The organism is Streptomyces sp. NPDC002784, from assembly GCF_053592135.1.
Genome location: NZ_JBSFVD010000003.1, coordinates 350,421 through 369,182, shown reverse-complemented (window position 1 = coordinate 369,182; position 18,762 = coordinate 350,421). Strand labels below are relative to the sequence as shown.

Genomic DNA, 18,762 nt, shown 5'->3' with positions numbered 1-18,762 from the left:
GGTCGGTACCGATGAACGAAGACCTCAGAGGCGCCCCGCGCGAGCAGGGCAGCCAGTGGTACGACAACGAGGCCGGACCCCTCGTCCGCCCGTACGCCATGACGGGCGGACGCACCAGATCCGGTCCCCCGGAGTCCGCTTCGACCTGATCGCGCTCGTCACCCTGGACGCCAGCGCACCGCGCGTCGACGGCGACACCGCCCTCGGACCGGAGCACCGGGCACTGATCGACCTGTGCCGGCCCGAGACGCAGTCGGTCGCGGAACTCGCCGCGGGCGCCGACCTTCCGGTGGGCGTCGTCCGCGTGCTCCTCGGTGACCTCCTGGAGATGGGTCGTGTCACCGTCAGCCGCCCGGTGCCGCCCGCGCAGCTTCCCGACGAACGGATTCTGCGCGAAGTCATCGAAGGATTGCGGGCGCTGTAGATGACGGTTCAGGACACGGAAGCACCGCCAGTCGGTCGCGTAGGGCAAAAACCAGTCGAATCCCTCGCGGAGAAGCTGGAGTTGCCATGATGCTGACCTCGCACACACGCACTGAAACCGCACACGCACGGTCCGTCAGGGCGCGGTGCGCGCCCGACGACGTCGCCCGTTGCCGGCACTTTCGAGAGAAGTGATCGATGGTCTCCGAGCACTCCGCCGACCCGGACGGCGAGACGACCGCCCTGGCGCTGAAGATCCTGGTCGCCGGCGGTTTCGGCGTGGGCAAGACGACTCTGGTGGGCGCGGTCAGTGAGATCAGGCCGCTGCGCACCGAGGAACTGCTCAGCGAAGCCGGCCAGTCGGTGGACGACACCGACGGCGTGGACCAGAAGGTCACCACGACCGTGGCCATGGACTTCGGGCGCATCACCATCCGGTCCGGGCTCTCGCTCTATCTCTTCGGCACGCCCGGCCAGGACCGCTTCTGGTTCCTGTGGGACGAGCTCTCCCAGGGCGCCCTCGGCGCCGTCGTCCTAGCCGACACCCGCCGCCTGGAGGACTGCTTCCCGGCGGTGGACTACTTCGAGCACCGGCACATCCCGTTCGTGGTGGCCGTCAACTGCTTCGCGGGCGCCCGCGCCTACGGTGCCCGAGACGTCTCGCGCGCCCTCGACCTCGACAGCGGCACGCCCGTGGTGCTCTGTGACGCCCGGGACCGGGACTCGGGCAAGGAGGTGCTCATCCGGCTCGTCGAGTACGCCGGGCGGATGCACACCGCCCGCCTGCTCGACTCGGTGAGCTGAACCGGCTCAGTCCGCGACGGAGTTGTGCGCCAGGACCTTCCGTGTCGGTCATCTTCTGTGCCGTGCCCCCGTCCTCCTTGCCGGAGCCCGGCTCGTCGGCAAGGCTGGCGAGCAGATACCCCCTCGACCAAGGGGGAGACATCGCACGGGGAGACAGGACATGGCGCAGAATCAGGGACTGGGCTGGCTCTTGGACGATCTGACCGAGCGTGTGGAGCATGTGCGGCATGCGCTGGTCCTGTCCAACGACGGGCTGGTGACGGGGGCGAGCACGGGACTGCGCCGCGAGGACGCCGAGCATCTGGCGGCGGTCTCCTCCGGGTTGCACAGCCTCGCCAAGGGCTCCGGTCATCACTTCGGCGCGGGCAGAGTGCGCCAGACGATGGTGGAGTTCGACGACGCGGTGCTGTTCGTGACCGCCGCGGGGGCCGGCAGCTGCCTCTGCGTCCTCAGCGGAGCGGAGGCCGACATCGGTCAGATCGCGTACGAGATGACGCTGCTCGTCAACCGGGTCGGCGAGCACCTCGCGGTCGACGCCCGAAAGCCGGAGCGGGATTTCCCCACAGAGCTTTGAGCTGCACGTTTGCTCTGCTCCGCGAAGTTATCCACAGGCTCGCGCCGAGATCCGCCGCAGCGGCTACGGTTCTGTCACGGCGAACGCACACAGCGTGAGCATCGGACTCCACGGGGGAGAGCGACGATGACAGGCGACACCATCACCCCACAGCACGGCACGTCCTGCACACCCGGGCGGGCCGCACGGGAACTGGGTTTGAAGCGGCGCGAGTTCGACCTCGCGGTCCACCTCAACCAGATCCGGACCGTGCCCGACGCGGCGGGAGGCGGCGCCCGCCGCGTCGACCGGGCGGAGATCGAGCGGGTGCGAGCCTCGCACGGTTTTCCCGAGACGCTCCTGGAGCGGGTGAAGGCGGTCGGCACCACGGAAGGGGCGGCCCTGATGCAGGTGCCGCCCGGCCGGTTCACGCGCCTGGCCCGCCTGGGCCTGGTGGTGCCCGTGCACTTCTATCTGAACCGCTACCGGGCCGTGGTCTGGATGTATCTGGCCGAGGAGCTACGGCAGTTCGCGGCCGACGAGAAGAACACGCCGCTGCTGAAGGCCCGTACCCCCGAAGGGCTGCGGGACCAGCTGGATGCCGGCCTGGACCTGCGTCCGCGCAACTGGCGCGGACGCCATCTGGGATTCCTGCTGCGGCAGACCGACGATCCGTGGCAGCGGGCCGGAGCCGTGTCCGCCTTCCTCGACCCCGTTCAGATCGCGGAGGTCGTCACCGATCCCTACGACCGCTCCCATGTGCACCGCTTCCGGCCCGGGCCGCCCGTGCACGGAGCACCCGGATCACCGGCCGCGCGCCTGTGCGAGCAGATCATGACGGCGGACGACGCCGACGAGATCGGCTGGCTGCGGGCCGACCTCGCGCGGGCCGTGGACGAGGCGCGCGAGCACCGGCCCGCGCCACGCCCCGCGGCGAAGCGGGTCACCGAGGTGCCCGACGAACCCCGCCCGGCCACCGAGGTGCCCGACGAACCCCGCCCGCCCCACCGCCTGCTGGGCTGGCTGCGCCGCAGAGGCGTCTGAGCTACAGCGGCCGGAACAGCCCTTCCTGGACGACGGAGACCAGCAGCCGTCCCTGGAGGTCGTAGATCCGCCCGCGGGCCAGACCGCGCCCGCCCGTGGCGATCGGCGACTCCTGGTCGTACAGGAACCACTCGTCCGCGCGGAACGGCCGGTGGAACCACATGGCGTGGTCCAGCGACGCGATGTCGAAGCTCCGCGGGCCCCACAAGGGTTCGACCGGGATGCGCACCGCGTCCAGCAGGGTCATGTCACTGGCGTAGGTCAGCGCGCAGGTGTGTACGACCGGATCGTCGCCGAGCGGGCCGACCGCCCGCATCCACACCGCGCTGCGCGGCTCGGCGTCCTTGATCTCCTCGGGCGTCCAGCGCAGTCGGTCCACATAGCGGATGTCGAAGGGCTGGCGGCGCGCCATCCGCTCCAACTGCTCCGGCAACGCCCCCAGATGCTCCCGGATCTCGTCGGTGACCGTCGGCAGCGACTCCGGGTCCGGGATCTCCCGGGCCGGTGGCAGCTGGTGTTCAAAGCTTCCCTGCTCAGGCTTGTGAAAGGAGGCGGTGAGATTGAAGATCGTGCGGCCCTGCTGCACGGCGGTGACCCGGCGGGTCGTGAACGACCGCCCGTCCCGCACCCGTTCGACCTGGTACACGATCGGCACACCCGGCCGGCCCGGGCGCAGGAAGTACGCGTGCAGCGAGTGCACCGGACGGTCGCCGTCCGTGGTCCGCGCGGCAGCGACCAGTGCCTGGCCCGCCACCTGGCCGCCGAAGACCCGCTGGAGGGACTCGTGGGGGCTGCGGCCGCGGAAGATGTTCAGCTCGATCTGCTCCAGGTCGAGCAGGTCGACGAGCTTCTCGGCCGGATTCGTCGTCATGGGTGGGATTCTCCTGTGCTCACAACTGGCCTACGTCGGTGACGCGGACCACCGCGCGGCCCTCCGCGTCGGAGGCGGTGAGGTCGACCTCCGCGCTGATGCCCCAGTCGTGGTCCCCGTTCGGGTCGTCGAAGATCTGGCGGACGCGCCACAGCCGGTTCGCCGGCTCCTCCTCGATCACCAGCAGCTTCGGGCCGCGGGCGTTGGGACCGGTGCCGAGGTCGTCGTACTCGTCCCAGTACTTGTCCATGGCCTCGCCCCAGGCGTCCGCGTCCCACCCGGCGTCGGCGTCCAGTTCGCCCAGCTCCTCGACCTGGTCGAGCGCGGCGAGCTCGACACGGCGGAAGAGGGCGTTGCGGACCAGGACGCGGAAGGCACGCGCGTTGGTGGTGACCGGCTTGACCTCGTCGGCCTTCTCCTGGGCCTCCTCCGCGGTCATCACCTCGGGGTTGGCGAGCTGCTCCCACTCGTCCAGCAGGCTGGAGTCGACCTGGCGGACCATCTCGCCCAGCCACTCGATCAGGTCCTGAAGGTCCTCGGACTTCAGATCGTCGGGGATGTTGTGGTCGAGGGTCTTGTAGGCGCTCGCCAGGTAGCGCAGCACGATGCCCTCGGTGCGGGCCAGTTCGTAGTGGGAGACCAACTCCGTGAAGGTCATGGCCCGCTCGTACATGTCGCGGATGACCGACTTCGGCGACAGCGGATGGTCGCCGACCCAGGGGTGGCTCTTGCGGTACGTGTCGTACGCGTGGAAGAGCAGTTCTTCCAGGGGCTTGGGGTAGCTGATGTCCTGGAGGCGCTCCATGCGCTCCTCGTACTCGACGCCGTCGGCCTTCATCGCGGCGACGGCCTCGCCCTTGGCCTTGTTCAGCTGGGCGACGAGGATCTGCCGCGGGTCGTCCAGGGTGGACTCCACGACGGACACCATGTCCAGGGCGTAGGACGGCGAGTCGGGGTCCAGCAGTTCGAACGCGGCGAGCGCGAAGGTGGACAGCGGCTGGTTGAGCGCGAAGTCCTGCTGCAGATCGACGGTGAGCCGCACGATCCGGCCCTCGGCGTCCGGCTGGTCGAGCTTCTCGACGATGCCGCCGTCCAGGAGCGAGCGGTAGATGGCGATCGCGCGCCGGATGTGCCGCAGCTGCTGCTTGCGCGGCTCGTGGTTGTCCTCCAGCAGATGCCGCATCGCCTCGAAGGCGTTGCCGGGCCGGGCGATCACCGACAGCAGCATGGTGTGCGTCACGCGGAAACGCGACGTCAGCGGCTCGGGCTCGGAGGAGATGAGCTTTTCGAAGGTGTTCTCCGTCCAGCCGACGAAGCCCTCGGGCGCCTTCTTGCGGACGACCTTGCGCCGCTTCTTCGGGTCGTCGCCGGCCTTGGCGAGTGCCTTCTCGTTCTCGATGACGTGTTCGGGCGCCTGGGCGACGACAAAGCCCGCCGTGTCGAAGCCCGCACGGCCGGCGCGGCCCGCGATCTGGTGGAACTCACGGGCGCGCAGCGTGCGGACCCGGCTGCCGTCGTACTTCGTCAGCGCCGTGAACAGCACCGTGCGGATGGGCACGTTGACGCCCACGCCCAGGGTGTCCGTGCCGCAGATGACCTTCAGCAGACCGGCCTGGGCGAGCTTCTCCACCAGGCGGCGGTACTTGGGCAGCATGCCCGCGTGATGGACGCCGATGCCGTGCCGGACGTAGCGGGAGAGGTTGCGGCCGAACTTGGTGGTGAAGCGGAAGTTGCCGATCAGCTCGGCGATCCGGTCCTTCTCCTCGCGCGAGCACATGTTGATGCTCATCAGCGCCTGCGCGCGCTCCACCGCCTGGGCCTGGGTGAAGTGCACGATGTAGACCGGCGCCTGCTTGGTCTCCAGCAGCTCGGTCAGGGTCTCCGTGAGCGGCGTGAACTTGTACTCGTAGGACAGCGGTACGGGACGGGTCGCCGAGCGGACCACGGCCGTGGGGCGGCCGGTGCGCCGGGTGAGGTCCTGCTCGAACATCGAGACGTCGCCGAGCGTGGCCGACATCAGCACGAACTGCGCCTGCGGCAGTTCGAGGATCGGGATCTGCCAGGCCCAGCCGCGGTCCGCCTCCGCGTAGAAATGGAACTCGTCCATGACGACCTGGCCGACGTCGGCGTGCTTGCCGTCGCGCAGCGCGATCGAGGCGAGGACCTCGGCGGTGCAGCAGATGACCGGGGCGTCGGCGTTGACCGACGCGTCGCCGGTGAGCATGCCGACGTTCTCGGTGCCGAAGAGCTTGCACAGCTCGAAGAACTTCTCCGACACCAGCGCCTTGATCGGGGCCGTGTAGAAGGTGACCTCGTCCCGGGCGAGCGCTGCGAAGTGGGCACCCGCCGCGATCATGCTCTTGCCGGAGCCGGTGGGCGTGGACACGATCACGTTCGCGCCGGACACCACCTCGATCAGCGCCTCCTCCTGGTGGGGGTAGAGAGTCAGACCGCGCTCCTGGGCCCACGACTCGAAGGCTTCGTAGAGGGCGTCGGGGTCGGGGGTCGGCGGCAGCTGATCGATGAGGGTCACCCACCCATCTTGCCTGGCCTCCTGGCCGACGGGGGAATCGGCTGCCCGCACGAAGATCACGAACGCTACGCTGTGTCGCCGACGACATGTCGGCGCACTCCGTCAACTGGACAGCGGCACACGAGGAATGGGGCGGGCAACGGCCATGATGGGACCAGCACACTCACTGTCGGGCGCTGCCGCCTGGCTCGGCGTCGGGGCGGCTGCCGCCGCGACCGGGCGCCCGATGCCCTGGCCCGTCGTGCTGGTCGGCGCACTGATCTGTGCCGGCGCTGCGCTGGCCCCCGACCTGGACCACAAGGCGGCCACCATCTCCCGGGCCTTCGGTCCGCTCTCCCGGGGGCTGTGCGAGATCGTCGACAAGCTCTCCTACGCCGTCTACAAGGCGACCAAGAAGCAGGGCGACCCGCGCCGCTCCGGCGGTCACCGCACGCTCACGCACACCTGGCTGTGGGCGGTCCTGATCGGTGCGGGTGCCTCGGCGCTGGCGGTCAACGGTGGGCGCTGGGCGGTGCTGGGGATCCTCTTCGCGCACGTGGTGCTGGCCATCGAGGGTCTGCTGTGGCGGGCGACGCGGGGATCCGGCAGCGATGTCCTGGTCTGGCTGCTGGGGGCGACCAGCGCCTGGATCCTGGCGGGGGTGCTGGCCAAGCCGGGCAACGGCGCGGACTGGCTGTTCACGGAGCCGGGCCAGGAGTACCTGTGGCTGGGGCTGCCGATCGTGCTGGGGGCGCTGGTGCACGACATCGGGGACGCGCTGACGGTGTCGGGCTGCCCGATCCTGTGGCCGATCCCGGTGGGCCGCAAGCGCTGGTACCCGATCGGGCCGCCGAGGGTCCTGCGGTTCCGGGCGGGCAGCTGGGTGGAGCTGAAGGTGCTGATGCCGGCGTTCATGCTGCTCGGCGGCGTGGGCGGTGCCGCGGCCCTCAACGTGATCTGAGCGAGCGGGGCCCTCGCCGGTCAGGTTCCTTCGCCGCCTGCCCCGCCGTAGCGGCGCTCGAAGCGGGCGACCCGGCCCTCCGAGTCCACCGTGCGCGCCTTGCCGGTGTAGAAGGGGTGGCTCTCCGAGGAGATCTCCACGTCCACGACCGGGTAGGTCTCGCCGTCGTCCCACTCGATGGTCTCGCCGCTGGTCGCGGTGGACCGGGTGAGGAAGGCGTAGCCGGCGGCGCGGTCCCGGAAGACGACCGGCTGGTAGTCGGGGTGCTTGTCCTGCTGCATGGAGGCTCCTCGTGGGCTGTCCTGGCGGCTGGGTCAGCCGGGCAGGGACTCCTCGTCGACGATGTGCATGGCGGCCTCCTCGGCCGAGGCCGCGGCGCCGTCGATGCCGACGTCCGTGGCGACCAGCGCGGGTTCCTCGTCCTCGTGGGCGCCCTCGTCGGGGGCGACGAGGCGGCCGGAGCGGACGGCGCCGACCTCGTTGTCCAGCAGTTCGCCGTCGGTGCCCTCGCAGTCGCCGAGGCCGTCGCCGTCGGGGGTGGAGAGATCGGGCAGCTCCTCGGCGAGCCGCTGGTCCAGGGTCTCGCCCTGGTGGCGCTCCGCGGCCGTCACACCGTTGTGCTCCACCGCCCATGGCCGCTCCGGCGGGGACCAGCCGCGGTCGAGAGGATCGTCGACGCCGTCGTTGTCCAGGGTGTCCTCGGCGTCGAGCAGCCCCGCGTCGTCCTGGATCTCGGACGCGTCGGGCTGGTAGACGTCGTCCCCCCATCCGTCGGCGCTGTTCACGGGTACCTCCAGGTGGTGGGGACGGGCCGGTCGTCACCGCGATCGGCGACAGGCCGGCGCGCGGGGCACTGGCTGCGCCCGGCGCGTGCCGCATGCTTCCCGGACGCTCCCCGAACCGGTGCCGCTATCCACCCTTCCACCCCTTTTCACCCCCGCGCAACGGCACGGCTCCGGGGCGGGCGAGATCGGTCGTCGGGCGCCGTCCCGGGCCGGAGGGGCGTTCCCTCCGGCCCGGGGTGGGTGCACCCGGCACCGTCGGCCCGGGTCCGGCCGGTGTTCTCAGCCGTGCCAGGACTGCCAGAGCGCCGCGTACGCGCCCTTCGCCGCGACCAGTTCGTCGTGGCTGCCCAGCTCGCTGATGCGGCCGTTCTCGACGACGGCGATGACGTCGGCGTCGTGGGCGGTGTGCAGGCGGTGGGCGATGGCCACCACCGTGCGGCCCTCCAGGACGCGGGCCAGGGAGCGTTCCAGATGGCGGGCGGCCCGTGGGTCGAGCAGGGACGTCGCCTCGTCCAGGACCAGCGTGTGCGGGTCGGCCAGCACCAGCCGGGCCAGGGCGATCTGCTGCGCCTGCGCCGGGGTCAGCGCGAAGCCGCCCGAGCCGACCTCGGTGTCCAGGCCGCCGTCGAGCGCACGGGCCCAGCCGTCCGCGTCGACCGCCCCGAGCGCCGCCCACAGCTCGGCGTCGACGGCGTCGTCCGCCACCCCCGCCTTCGACGGCAGACGCGAGTGAGGCAGGGCGAGCAGCAGGTTGTCCCGCAGGGAGCCCACGAAGACGTGGTGCTCCTGGTTGACGAGGGCCACATGCTCGCGGACCCGCTCGGCCGGCATCCGGGACAGCTCCGCGCCGCCGAGGGCGATGCGGCCCTCGCGGGGCGCGTAGATCCCGGCGAGCAGCCGGCCCAGCGTGGACTTGCCCGCGCCGGAGGGGCCGACCAGCGCCAGCCGGGTGCCGGGGGCCACCTCCAGGGACACCTTGCGCAGGACGTCCACGCCTTCGAGGTAGCCGAAGTGCACCCGGTCGGCGTGGACGTCACGTCCGTCGGGAGCGAGCGAGGTGTCCCCGGCGTCCGGCTCGATGTCCCGGACCCCGACGAGGCGGGCCAGCGACACCTGGGCGACCTGGAGCTCGTCGTACCAGCGCAGGATCAGGCCGACCGGGTCGACGAGCATCTGCGCGATGAGCGCCCCCGTGGTCAGCTCACCGACCCCGATCCAGCCCTGGAGCACGAACACGCCGCCGAGCATGAGGACCGAGCCGAGGACGGTGACATGGGTGACGTTGATGACCGGGAAGAGCACCGACCGCAGCCAGAGGGTGTAGCGCTCCCAGGCCGTCCACTCCCGCACCCGCTGCTTGGACAGCTCGATCCGGCGGTCGGCGAGCCGGTGGGCCTCGACCGTGCGGCCGGCGTCCACCGTCTCGGCCAGGGCGGCGGCGACGGCCGCGTAGCCGGCGGCCTCCGAGCGGTAGGCGGCGGGCGCCCGCTTGAAGTACCAGCGGCAGCCGACGACCAGCAGCGGTACGGCGACCAGCACCGCGGCGCCCAGGGGCGGCGCGGTGATCACCAGTCCGCCCAGCAGCAGGGCCGCCCACACGACGCCGATGGCCAGCTGGGGCACGGCTTCGCGCATGGCGTTGGCGAGCCGGTCGATGTCGGTGGTGATCCGGGACAGCAGATCGCCGGTCCCGGCGCGTTCCAGCACGCCGGGCGGCAGCCCGACGGACCGGACCAGGAAGTCCTCGCGCAGGTCGGCCAGCATCCGCTCGCCGAGTATCGCGCCGCGCAGCCGCACCTGCTGGACGAACACCGCCTGGATGACCAGCGCGACCAGGAACAGCGAGACGGTGAGCTCCAGATGGAGCTCTCGGGCCCCGTCCGACACCCGCTCGACCAGGCCGCCGAGCAGCCACGGCCCGGCCATGGAGGCCACGACGGCGGCGGTGTTGACGGCGATCAGCAGCAGGAAGGACCTGCGGTGCCGGCGGAACAGTTCGGTCACGTAGGCCCGTACGGTGGCCGGGGCGCCGACGGGCAGGGTGTTCGCCGTCGTCGGGGCGGCGGGGTCGTAGGCCGGTGGTGCGACGCCGATCATGCGCTCTCCTCGATTTCTTCCCGTGCGTCCAGCCGTGCGGCGCCCGCCAGCGGGGAGTCGCCCCCGACCCGGGAACCCCGGCCCCGCCGCGCATCCGCGTCCTGCCGCGCATCCGCGTCCTGCCGCGCATCTGCGTCCTGCCGCGCATCCTCGTCCGGCCGGGGGCGCGGCCCGGTGTCCGGCTGGGAGTCCAGCCGAGGGGCCACCCCGGTGTCCGGCCTGGTCTCCGGTCGGGGATCCGCCCCGGTGTTCGGCCTGGTCTCCGGCCGGGGATCCGCCCCGGTGTCCAGCCGGGAGTCCAGCCGGGAGTCCAGCCGGGGGGCCAGCCCGGTGTCCGGCCGCAGATCCGGCGCCGTGTCAGGCCGGGAATCCACCCCCGTGTCCTGCCCGCCGCCCCCCTCCGCTCCCTCCGCCCCCGCGGCCTCCCGCAGTGCCGTCTCCTCGTCCGTCTCCCGCGTCACCACGGCCCGGTACAGCGGTTCCTTGTGCAGCAGCTCCCGGTGCTCGCCGACCGCCGTGACCTCGCCCTCGTGGACGAGGACGACCCGTTCGGCCCGGTCCAGGAGCAGCGGCGAGGAGGTGAACACCACGGTGGTGCGCCCCGCGCGCAGCTCCCGGAGGCCGTCCGCGATCCGCGCCTCCGTGTGGGAGTCCACAGCGGAGGTGGGTTCGTCGAGGACGAGCACCTCTGGGTCCGTCACCAGCGACCGGGCCAGAGCCAGGCGCTGGCGCTGGCCGCCGGACAGGGACCGGCCGCGCTCGGTGATGAGCGCGTCCATCGGATCCGCGGCGTCGAGCGAGCCCTGGGCCAGCGAGGCCAGCACATCCGCGCACTGGGCCGCCGCCAGCGCCTGCGCCGAGCCGACCGCGCGCGAGTTGGGCACGTCCAGCAGTTCGCGCAGGGTGCCGGACAGCAGCACCGGGTCCTTGTCCTGGACGAGGACGGCCGTGCGGGCGGTGTCGAGCGGCAAGTCGTCCAGCGGTACTCCGCCCAGCAGGACCGACGTGCCGGCCTCGGAGGGGTGGCCGCCGAGCCGTTCGGCCAGGCGTCCCGCCGCGTCCGGGTCGCCGCACACCACGGCGGTGAACCGGCCCGCGGGCACGAGCAGTCCGGTGGCCGGGTCGTACAGGTCGCCCGACGGCAGGTCCGCCGTACGCGATCCGGCGGTGCCCCGGTCGTCGACGGCTCGCTCCAGCGACAGCACCCCAGCGGCCCGCCGAGCCGCGGGGCGCGAGAAGGAGTAGGCCATGGCGATCTCTTCGAAGTGCCGCAGAGGGTAGGTAAGCAGCATGATCGAGCTGTAGGCGGTGACCAGTTCACCGACGGCGATGCGGCCGTCGCGGGCGAGATGGACGCCGTACCAGACCACCGCGATCAGCAGCAGGCCGGGCAGCAGGACCTGGATCGCGGCGATCAGGGCCCACATCCGGGCGCTGCGCACGGCGGCGTGCCGGACCTCCTGGGAGGCACTGCGGTAGCGGTCGAGGAAGAGTTCCTCGCCGCCGATGCCGCGCAGCACGCGCAGCCCGGCGACGGTGTCGGAGGCCAGCTCGGTGGCGCGGCCCGCCTTCTCGCGCTGGACGTCGGCACGCCGGGTGGCCCGGGGGAGCAGCGGCAGCACCGCCAGCGCCAGGACCGGGAGGCCGACGGCGACGATCACGCCGAGCGCGGGCTGGTAGAGCACCAGGCCGACGCAGACCAGCACGATGGTGACCGCGGCCGCGGTGAACCGGGAGACGGCCTCCACGAACCAGCCGATCCTCTCGACGTCACCGGTGGAGACGGCGACGACCTCGCCGGCCGCGACGCGCCGGGTCAGCGCGGAGCCGAGCAGGGCGGCCTTGCGGGCGAGCAGTTGCTGGACGCGGGCCGCGGCGACGATCCAGTTGGTGACGGCGGCCCGGTGCAGGAAGGTGTCGCCGAGGGCGTTGCCGGCGCAGGCGACCGCCAGCAGTCCGCCGGCGAGGGCGAGCCGGCCGCCGGAGCGGTCCACGACGGCCTGGATGGCGAGTCCGACGCAGAACGGCAGCGAGGCGACGGACACGAAGTGCACCAGGCCCCAGGCCAGCGCCTTCAGCTGCCCGCCCAGCTGGTTCCGGAAGAGCCACCACAGGAAGCGGGGTCCCGAGCGGGCGTCCGGGACGCCTGGGTCGGGATACGGAAGGTCTTGAATCTGCATGACGTCCCAGTGGCTCGGGTCGGAGGCGGAGGGGCGAGGTGCCACCGCGCGCTGCGGCAGCAAACCGTGACAGGCTCGCGTCGTAGCGTGGTCGGGGGCAACCGGTTTTTCCGCACAGCTGGAACGATCCGGCTGACCCCTGGGGCCCCACCGGACCCAGAGGTTCCGGCAGCCGCGGACCCACGGCCACCCCGACCCGCCCACACCCCCGCCCGGACCCTCTCCCGCACCCCGCCCGGACCCTCTCCCGCACCCTTCCCGCTCCCTTCCCGCTCCCCTCCCGCTCCCTTCCCGCTCCCCTCCCGGACCCTTCCCGCCTCCGCCCCGAGGCCCCATTGCGCGGCCCGCCACCACCCCGTAGAACATGCCCATGAAGAGCCGGATCGTCATGTCCATGCTCGCCGGAGCGACCCTCCTCGCGAGCACGCTCCTCGGAGCGCACCCCGCGTCCGCCCGACACGTCGACGTCCCCGCTGAGTTCGGCTCGGACTGGCACGACCCGGTCACCGCCGCCCCGCCCGTCACCGCCCCGGCCACCAGGTCCTGCCGAGTCACCCTGGCCGAGGCGCGGTTCCGCGACTTCACGCCGTACCGCGGCACGTACACCCCGCCCGCCGGCTGCGGCGACCGCTGGAACAAGGTCGTGCTGCGCCTGGACGGCAAGGTCGAGGGCCGTCAGTACGACCGCCTCGGCCACGTGAGCGTGGGCGGCGTCGAGATCTTCCGCACCTCCACCCCGCAACCCTCGCCGGACGGCATCGCATGGTCCGTCGAGAAGGACGTCACGCGCTACGGCGACACCCTGCGCGAGCGCCAGGACGTCGAGATGCTCATCGGCAACGTCGTCGACGACACCCACACCGGCGTCATCGACGTGAAAGTCACCCTGACCTTCTACACCGGCAGGCCCGCCCACATTCCCGACCGCGTCCTGCCCCTGACCGACGGCACCCTCACCACGCCGCGCAACAGCGAGCGCATCGTCGCCGAGGTGTACGCCACCGGATCCGGCGGGGGGTGCGAGGAGTACTGGTATCTGACGGTGCCCGACCCGGCGCCGTACTCCTGCCGGGCCGCCGACGGCCCCTACCGTGAGGTACGGATCAGGGTGGACGGCCGACTGGCCGGTATCGCCGCGCCGTTCCCGCACGTGTGGACCGGCGGCTGGTCCAATCCCTTCCTCTGGTACGTCGTTCCCGGACCGCGCGCCTTCGACGTCCGGCCGATCACCTACGACCTGACGCCGTTCGCCGGGATCCTCAACGACGGCCGCCCGCACGACATCGAGGTCTCCGTCGCAGGACTGCCCGAAGGCAGGCCCGGCTGGAGTGCCCCCGTCAACATCCTCGTCTGGCAGGACGAGGGCCGCGCCCACGTCACCGGCGCGCTCACCGCGCACCGGGACCAGGGCCTCGCCAACTCCTCGACGTACACGCCCGGTCCGGAGCACCGGGTGGACACCGAGAGCGGGCACCGGCTGGCCGTCGCCGGATACGTCGACACCTCGCACGGCCGGGTGACCACTACCGTCCGCAGGTCACTGGCGCACACCTCCGTCCATCGCTGGACCGACGGCGAGACCATGGACGCACTCGACGCCACCTGGCGCGACGACGAGTCGGTGACGGTCGACGGACCCGGACCGGCCAGGACGACGCGCACGGACCGGACGTACACGATGGACGGCACGACCACGCTCGGCGCGGACGACCGGCTGCGCACCGTGCTGGCCCTCGGCGACCGGGGGTCGGCCGTCACCACGCGCGACGGGCGGCGCACCGCATGGTCGGCACTGGACGACACCTACGCCGGTGACGCGACCTGGACCGTGAACGTGCCGCGCGACCAACGCCGCGCGGTGGGCACGTCGAGCGAGCGCTACCGGCTGCAGGGCTCGCACGTGCCCGGCGGCTGTTACGACCGCTATCTGGCCACTGAGCAGGGCGTGCTGACGGAGGATCGGGAAGGCTGCTGAGCGACAGGCCGGTGAGCGACAGGCCGCTGAGCGGCAGGCCGCTGAGCGGCAGGCTGCTCAGCGAGGGCAGGAGCCCAACGGGTGCCGCCCGGTGGATGCGACGCGTCGGATCACCGTCGGCACCACCCGGCGCTCAGCAGTGGTTGACCCCGTCCACCAGGGTGTCCAGCAGCCCGCCGAGCACCTCGCGCTGGCCGTCCGTGAGCGGCGCGAGGATCTCCTGGGCCGCCGAGCGGCGTGCCCCGTGCAGTGCCCGCAGCGCCTTGACCCCGTCCTCGGTGAGCTCGATCCGGATCACCCGCCGGTTCGTCGGATCCGGCACCCGGCGCACCTTGCCGCTCGCCTCCAGGCCGTCGACCAGCGAGGTGACGGCCCGCGGAACCACTTCGAGACGCTCGGCGAGGTCGGCCATCCGGGGCGGCGAGGGGTAGTGCGCGAGCGTGCGCAGCAGCCGTGACTGGGCCGGGGTGACGCCCAGTCCGGACTGCTCGATGTGCCGCTTCTGGATCCGGTGCACACGCCGGGTGAACCGCAGCAGTTGCTCGGCGAGCGTGCCGTCGGGATCTGGGGTGGTCATACGGGAACAATATCAGGACGTAGTTCATTGTGAGCATAGGTAACAATGAGCTAAGCTCCGTCAGTCCCGCCCTCACCCCTCCGTAGGAGCCCATGCATCCCGATCACGAACCCGTCTGGACACCGCCGGCCGAGGCCGAACAGCAGCCCCGGCAGGTGCGCCGCATCCTGCGTCTGTTCCGCCCCTACCGCGGTCGCCTCGCCGTTGTCGGCCTGCTGGTCGGCGCCGCCTCGCTGGTGTCCGTGGCCACGCCGTTCCTGCTGAAGGCGATCCTCGATGTCGCCATTCCCGAGGGCCGCACCGGGCTGCTCAGCCTGCTCGCCCTGGGCATGATCCTCAGCGCCGTCCTCACCAGCGTCTTCGGCGTCCTGCAGACCCTGATCTCCACCACCGTCGGCCAGCGCGTCATGCACGATCTGCGCACCGCCGTCTACGGCCGCCTGCAGCGGATGTCGCTGGCCTTCTTCACCCGGACCCGCACCGGCGAGGTGCAGTCCCGGATCGCGAACGACATCGGCGGCATGCAGGCCACCGTCACCTCCACCGCCACCTCGCTGGTCGCCAACTTCACCAGCGTCGTCGCCACGATCGCCGCGATGCTCGTCCTCGACTGGCGGCTGACCACGGTCTCGTTGCTGCTGCTCCCGGTGTTCGTGTGGATCAGCCGCCGGGTCGGCAACGAACGCAAGAAGATCACCACCCAGCGCCAGAAGCAGATGGCCGCGATGGCCGCCACGGTCACCGAGTCGCTCTCCGTCAGCGGCATCCTGCTGGGGCGCACGATGGGCCGTTCCGACTCGCTCACGCGGTCCTTCGCGGTGGAGTCCGAGGGCCTCGTCGACCTGGAAGTGCGCTCCAACATGGCCGGCCGCTGGCGCATGGCCGTGATCACGATCGTCATGGCCGCGATGCCCGCCGTCATCTACTGGACCGCGGGCCTGGCCCTGAAGTTCAGCGGCCCGGAGGTCTCGATCGGCACGATCGTCGCCTTCGTCTCGCTCCAGCAGGGCCTGTTCCGCCCGGCCGTCAGCCTGCTCGGCACCGGCGTCCAGATCCAGGCCTCGCTCGCCCTGTTCCAGCGCATCTTCGAATACCTCGACCTGCCCATCGACATCACCGAGCCCGAACGCCCGGTCCGCCTCGACAAGATCAGGGGCGAGGTCCGCTTCGAGAACGTCGAGTTCCGCTACGACGACGAGGGCACCCCCATCCTCGACGGCGTCGACCTCACCGTCCCCGCCGGCGGAAGTCTCGCGGTCGTCGGCCCCACCGGCGCGGGCAAGTCCACGCTCGGCCACCTGGTGCCGCGGCTCTACGACGTCACCGGCGGCCGGGTCACCCTCGACGGCGTCGACGTCCGCGACCTGGACTTCGACACCCTGGCCCGGGCGGTCGGCGTCGTCTCGCAGGAGACGTACCTCTTCCACGCCTCCGTCGCCGACAACCTGCGCTTCGCCAAGCCGGACGCCACCGACGAGGAACTGCACGAGGCGGCGCGGGCGGCGCAGATCCACGACCACATCGCGTCGCTGCCCGACGGCTACGACACCGTGGTCGGCGAGCGCGGCCACCGCTTCTCCGGCGGCGAGAAGCAGCGCCTGGCCATCGCCCGGACCATCCTGCGCGACCCCCCGGTGCTGATCCTCGACGAGGCGACCAGCGCCCTGGACACCCGTACCGAACGGGCCGTGCAGGAGGCCATCGACGCGCTCTCGGCCGACCGCACCACGCTCACCATCGCGCACCGGCTGTCCACGATCCGGGGCGCCGACCAGATCGTCGTCCTGGACTCCGGACGGGCCGTCGAACGCGGCACGCACGAGGAGCTGCTGGGGCGGGACGGGCGGTACGCGGCGCTGGTCCGCCGGGACGCCCAACTGGAGCCGACAAGATGAAGATATGCCGGGTTTGTGAGCTTTGGCGGGTTACCGTGCCCGCATGCACATGAACACTCCGTCACGGAACACGATTCGACTGACGCGCCGGGGCCGACTCGTCCTCATCGCGACCGGGGCCGTCGTGGCCGGCACCGCCGTGGCGGTGCCGCTGCTCAGCCTGGGCGGCGAGGAGGAGAAGAAGCCCACCACCCTGGTGATCCCGGAGGGCTGGCGGTCCGGCCAGATCTACGAGGCCGTCGACAAGGCGCTCGCCCTGCCCGCGGGCAGCACCAAGAAGTCCTTGGCCAAGGCGAATCTGAAGCTGCCGAACGACGCCGAGGGCAACCCGGAGGGCTATCTCTTCCCGGCGACCTACCCGCTGGAGCACAACGGCAAGAAGGCGACGCCCGAGCAACTGCTGTCGTACATGGTCGACACCGCCAACAAGAAGTTCAACGGGGCCCCGATCGCCGCGGGCGCGCAGCGCAACGCCATGAACGTCTACCAGGCGGTCACCATCGCGAGCATCATCCAGGCCGAGGCGGCGACCAAGGCGGACATGGGCAAGGTGGCCCGGGTCGTCTTCAACCGGCTGGAGCGCGGCATGCCGCTGCAGATGGACTCCACCATCAACTACGCCCTCAACCGGGCGACGCTGAAGACCACCGAGGCCGACACCCGGATCGACAGCCCCTACAACTCGTACCAGCGCATGGGGCTGCCCCCGACCCCGATCGACAACCCGGGCGAGGACGCGGTGCGCGCCGCGATCAGCCCCACCCCGGGCGACTGGCTGTACTTCGTCACGGTCAAGCCCGGCGACACCCGCTTCACCGCCGACTACGCCGAGCACCAGCGCAACGTCGCCGAGTTCAACCGCAACCAGCAGAGCTCGCCGAAGGCGAAGTGACCGGGCGGGGCATCACGCGGCCAGCGGCTGCTCCCCGGCCAGCAGCCGCCTGATGTCCCGTACGGCCGCGCGGCCGGCCCGGTTGGCGCCGATGGTGCTCGCCGAGGGGCCGTAGCCGACGAGGTGGATCCGCGGGTCGGCGACCACCCTGGTCCCCTCGAGCCGGATGCCGCCGCCCGGCTCGCGCAGCCTCAGCGGTGCCAGATGGTCGACGGCGGCCCGGAAGCCGGTCGCCCACAGGATGACGTCGGCCCGCACGCGCCGGCCGTCGGCCCACTCGACGCCCTCCGGAGTGATCCGGTCGAACATGGGCTGCCGGTCGAGCACCCCGTCCGCGAGCCCTTGCCGGATCGCGTCGTTGAGCGGCAGCCCGGTCACCGACACCACGCTCTTCGGCGGCAGCCCCTGCCGCACCCGCTCCTCCACCAGCGCCACCGCGGCCCGGCCCGCGTCCTCGTCGAAGGGCCCCTCGCGGAAGACCGGGGGCCGCCGGGTGACCCAGGTGGTCGCGGCCGCGTACGGGGCGATCTCCAGCAGGTGCTGCGTCCCGGACGCGCCTCCGCCCACGACGACCACCCGCAGCCCCGCGAACTCCTGGGGCCCCGCGTACCGCGCGGTGTGCAACTGCCGCCCGCGGAAGCTCTCCTGACCGGGGTAGCGCGGCCAGAACGGGCGGTCCCAGGTGCCGGTGGCGCTGATCAGCGCCCGGGTCGACCAGACCCCGGCCGAGGTCTCGACGAGCAGCCGCCCGCCCTGGCCCTCGCGCACCGCCCGCACGTCCACCGGCCGCCGTACCCGCAGGTCGAAGGCGCGCTCGTAGGCGGCGAAGTACTCGGCGATCACCTCGGCCGACGGCCGCGCCGGATCGGCCCCGGTCAGTTCCATGCCGGGCAGCGCGTGCATCCCGTGCACCTTGCCGTACGTCAGCGAGGGCCACCGGAACTGCCAGGCGCCGCCCGGGCCGGGGGAGTGGTCCAGCACGACGAAGTCGCGCTCCGGCACGAACCCGGCGCGCCGCAGGTGATAGGCGCCGGCGAGTCCTGCCTGCCCGGCGCCTATGACGACCGCCTCGGTGTTGTTCACGCTTCCACCAACTCCACCGGGGCCGGAGATCTTCCCGAGCCGCTGCCGCTTCGCCGGGGACGGGGACGCGTCGGCGCCGCGGCGGCGGTCGGATGACGGAGGATGGAAGG

At 71.8% G+C, this 18,762-nt stretch carries 14 protein-coding genes and 2 pseudogenes; 8 read left to right on the top strand and 8 right to left on the bottom strand.

Annotated elements, in window-relative coordinates; translation table 11 throughout:
• Positions 1–11: 11 nt before the first annotated feature.
• From ACWD1Z_RS08915 to ACWD1Z_RS08900, 4 genes and pseudogenes are all read left to right on the top strand, one after another.
• Positions 12–424: pseudogene (locus ACWD1Z_RS08915) on the top strand (DUF742 domain-containing protein).
• Positions 425–621: 197 nt separating this feature from the next.
• Positions 622–1,227 (top strand): GTP-binding protein, encoded by a 606-nt coding sequence (locus ACWD1Z_RS08910; protein ID WP_451116842.1) that lies wholly within the window; start codon positions 622–624, stop codon positions 1,225–1,227.
• A gap of 160 nt (positions 1,228–1,387) precedes the next feature.
• Positions 1,388–1,801 carry a roadblock/LC7 domain-containing protein gene (locus tag ACWD1Z_RS08905; RefSeq protein WP_451116840.1) on the top strand — a complete coding sequence of 138 codons (414 nt, stop codon included), beginning with the start codon at positions 1,388–1,390 and terminating at the stop codon, positions 1,799–1,801.
• A gap of 126 nt (positions 1,802–1,927) precedes the next feature.
• Positions 1,928–2,824 carry a DUF6397 family protein gene (locus tag ACWD1Z_RS08900; RefSeq protein WP_451116838.1) on the top strand — a complete coding sequence of 299 codons (897 nt, stop codon included), beginning with the start codon at positions 1,928–1,930 and terminating at the stop codon, positions 2,822–2,824.
• A 1-nt stretch (position 2,825) separates the two neighbouring features.
• Here ACWD1Z_RS08900 and ACWD1Z_RS08895 read toward each other — a convergent pair whose 3' ends face one another.
• Positions 2,826–3,695: an acyl-CoA thioesterase gene (locus tag ACWD1Z_RS08895; RefSeq protein WP_451116836.1), complete on the bottom strand. Its 870-nt coding sequence runs from the start codon at positions 3,693–3,695 to the stop codon at positions 2,826–2,828.
• Between the two features lie 19 nt (positions 3,696–3,714).
• Entirely contained in the window at positions 3,715–6,228 is a 2,514-nt protein-coding gene (locus tag ACWD1Z_RS08890; protein WP_451116834.1) for a DEAD/DEAH box helicase, read from the bottom strand.
• A gap of 145 nt (positions 6,229–6,373) precedes the next feature.
• Here ACWD1Z_RS08890 and ACWD1Z_RS08885 point away from each other — a divergent pair, with 145 nt between their 5' ends.
• Complete coding sequence (locus ACWD1Z_RS08885) at positions 6,374–7,168, top strand: metal-dependent hydrolase (RefSeq protein ID WP_451116833.1); 795 nt, start codon at positions 6,374–6,376, stop codon at positions 7,166–7,168.
• Positions 7,169–7,188: 20 nt separating this feature from the next.
• On the opposite strand, the gene ACWD1Z_RS08880 is transcribed toward ACWD1Z_RS08885, so the two are convergent.
• From ACWD1Z_RS08880 to ACWD1Z_RS08865, 4 genes and pseudogenes are all read right to left on the bottom strand, one after another.
• Positions 7,189–7,449 (bottom strand): type B 50S ribosomal protein L31, encoded by a 261-nt coding sequence (locus tag ACWD1Z_RS08880; RefSeq protein WP_451116831.1) that lies wholly within the window; start codon positions 7,447–7,449, stop codon positions 7,189–7,191.
• A gap of 33 nt (positions 7,450–7,482) precedes the next feature.
• Positions 7,483–7,953 (bottom strand): DUF5709 domain-containing protein, encoded by a 471-nt coding sequence (locus tag ACWD1Z_RS08875; RefSeq protein WP_451116829.1) that lies wholly within the window; start codon positions 7,951–7,953, stop codon positions 7,483–7,485.
• Positions 7,954–8,232: 279 nt separating this feature from the next.
• The gene (locus ACWD1Z_RS08870; RefSeq protein ID WP_451116827.1) at positions 8,233–10,050 is read right to left on the bottom strand and encodes an ABC transporter ATP-binding protein; all 1,818 of its coding nucleotides are present in this window, start codon (positions 10,048–10,050) and stop codon (positions 8,233–8,235) included.
• Between the two features lie 413 nt (positions 10,051–10,463).
• Positions 10,464–12,230 (bottom strand): annotated as a pseudogene (locus tag ACWD1Z_RS08865) (ABC transporter transmembrane domain-containing protein); the annotation flags it as partial.
• Between the two features lie 370 nt (positions 12,231–12,600).
• Between ACWD1Z_RS08865 and ACWD1Z_RS08860 the strand changes: the two are divergent.
• Complete coding sequence (locus ACWD1Z_RS08860) at positions 12,601–14,205, top strand: peptide-N4-asparagine amidase (RefSeq protein ID WP_451117140.1); 1,605 nt, start codon at positions 12,601–12,603, stop codon at positions 14,203–14,205.
• Positions 14,206–14,338: 133 nt separating this feature from the next.
• Here ACWD1Z_RS08860 and ACWD1Z_RS08855 read toward each other — a convergent pair whose 3' ends face one another.
• On the bottom strand, positions 14,339–14,782 hold the full coding sequence (locus tag ACWD1Z_RS08855) for a MarR family winged helix-turn-helix transcriptional regulator (protein ID WP_451116826.1): 444 nt from the start codon (positions 14,780–14,782) through the stop codon (positions 14,339–14,341).
• Positions 14,783–14,874: 92 nt separating this feature from the next.
• Between ACWD1Z_RS08855 and ACWD1Z_RS08850 the strand changes: the two genes are divergently transcribed.
• Positions 14,875–16,677 (top strand): ABC transporter ATP-binding protein, encoded by a 1,803-nt coding sequence (locus ACWD1Z_RS08850; RefSeq protein WP_451116825.1) that lies wholly within the window; start codon positions 14,875–14,877, stop codon positions 16,675–16,677.
• A 43-nt stretch (positions 16,678–16,720) separates the two neighbouring features.
• Positions 16,721–17,569, top strand: a complete 849-nt coding sequence (gene mltG, locus ACWD1Z_RS08845) for an endolytic transglycosylase MltG (protein WP_451116823.1) — start codon at positions 16,721–16,723, stop codon at positions 17,567–17,569.
• Positions 17,570–17,581: 12 nt separating this feature from the next.
• Here mltG and ACWD1Z_RS08840 read toward each other — a convergent pair whose 3' ends face one another.
• Entirely contained in the window at positions 17,582–18,652 is a 1,071-nt protein-coding gene (locus tag ACWD1Z_RS08840; RefSeq protein ID WP_451116822.1) for an NAD(P)-binding domain-containing protein, read from the bottom strand.
• Positions 18,653–18,762 lie beyond the last annotated feature (110 nt).

Bases quoted from the DNA above. Each gene is read 5' to 3' on its own strand.
- ACWD1Z_RS08910 (WP_451116842.1), top strand. From the start codon at position 622: ATGGTCTCCGAGCACTCCGCCGACCCGGACGGCGAGACGACCGCCCTG.
- ACWD1Z_RS08905 (WP_451116840.1), top strand. From the start codon at position 1,388: ATGGCGCAGAATCAGGGACTGGGCTGGCTCTTGGACGATCTGACCGAG.
- ACWD1Z_RS08900 (WP_451116838.1), top strand. From the start codon at position 1,928: ATGACAGGCGACACCATCACCCCACAGCACGGCACGTCCTGCACACCC.
- ACWD1Z_RS08895 (WP_451116836.1), bottom strand. From the start codon at position 3,695: ATGACGACGAATCCGGCCGAGAAGCTCGTCGACCTGCTCGACCTGGAG.
- ACWD1Z_RS08885 (WP_451116833.1), top strand. From the start codon at position 6,374: ATGATGGGACCAGCACACTCACTGTCGGGCGCTGCCGCCTGGCTCGGC.
- ACWD1Z_RS08880 (WP_451116831.1), bottom strand. From the start codon at position 7,449: ATGCAGCAGGACAAGCACCCCGACTACCAGCCGGTCGTCTTCCGGGAC.
- ACWD1Z_RS08870 (WP_451116827.1), bottom strand. From the start codon at position 10,050: ATGATCGGCGTCGCACCACCGGCCTACGACCCCGCCGCCCCGACGACG.
- ACWD1Z_RS08860 (WP_451117140.1), top strand. From the start codon at position 12,601: ATGAAGAGCCGGATCGTCATGTCCATGCTCGCCGGAGCGACCCTCCTC.
- ACWD1Z_RS08855 (WP_451116826.1), bottom strand. From the start codon at position 14,782: ATGACCACCCCAGATCCCGACGGCACGCTCGCCGAGCAACTGCTGCGG.
- ACWD1Z_RS08850 (WP_451116825.1), top strand. From the start codon at position 14,875: ATGCATCCCGATCACGAACCCGTCTGGACACCGCCGGCCGAGGCCGAA.
- mltG (WP_451116823.1), top strand. From the start codon at position 16,721: ATGCACATGAACACTCCGTCACGGAACACGATTCGACTGACGCGCCGG.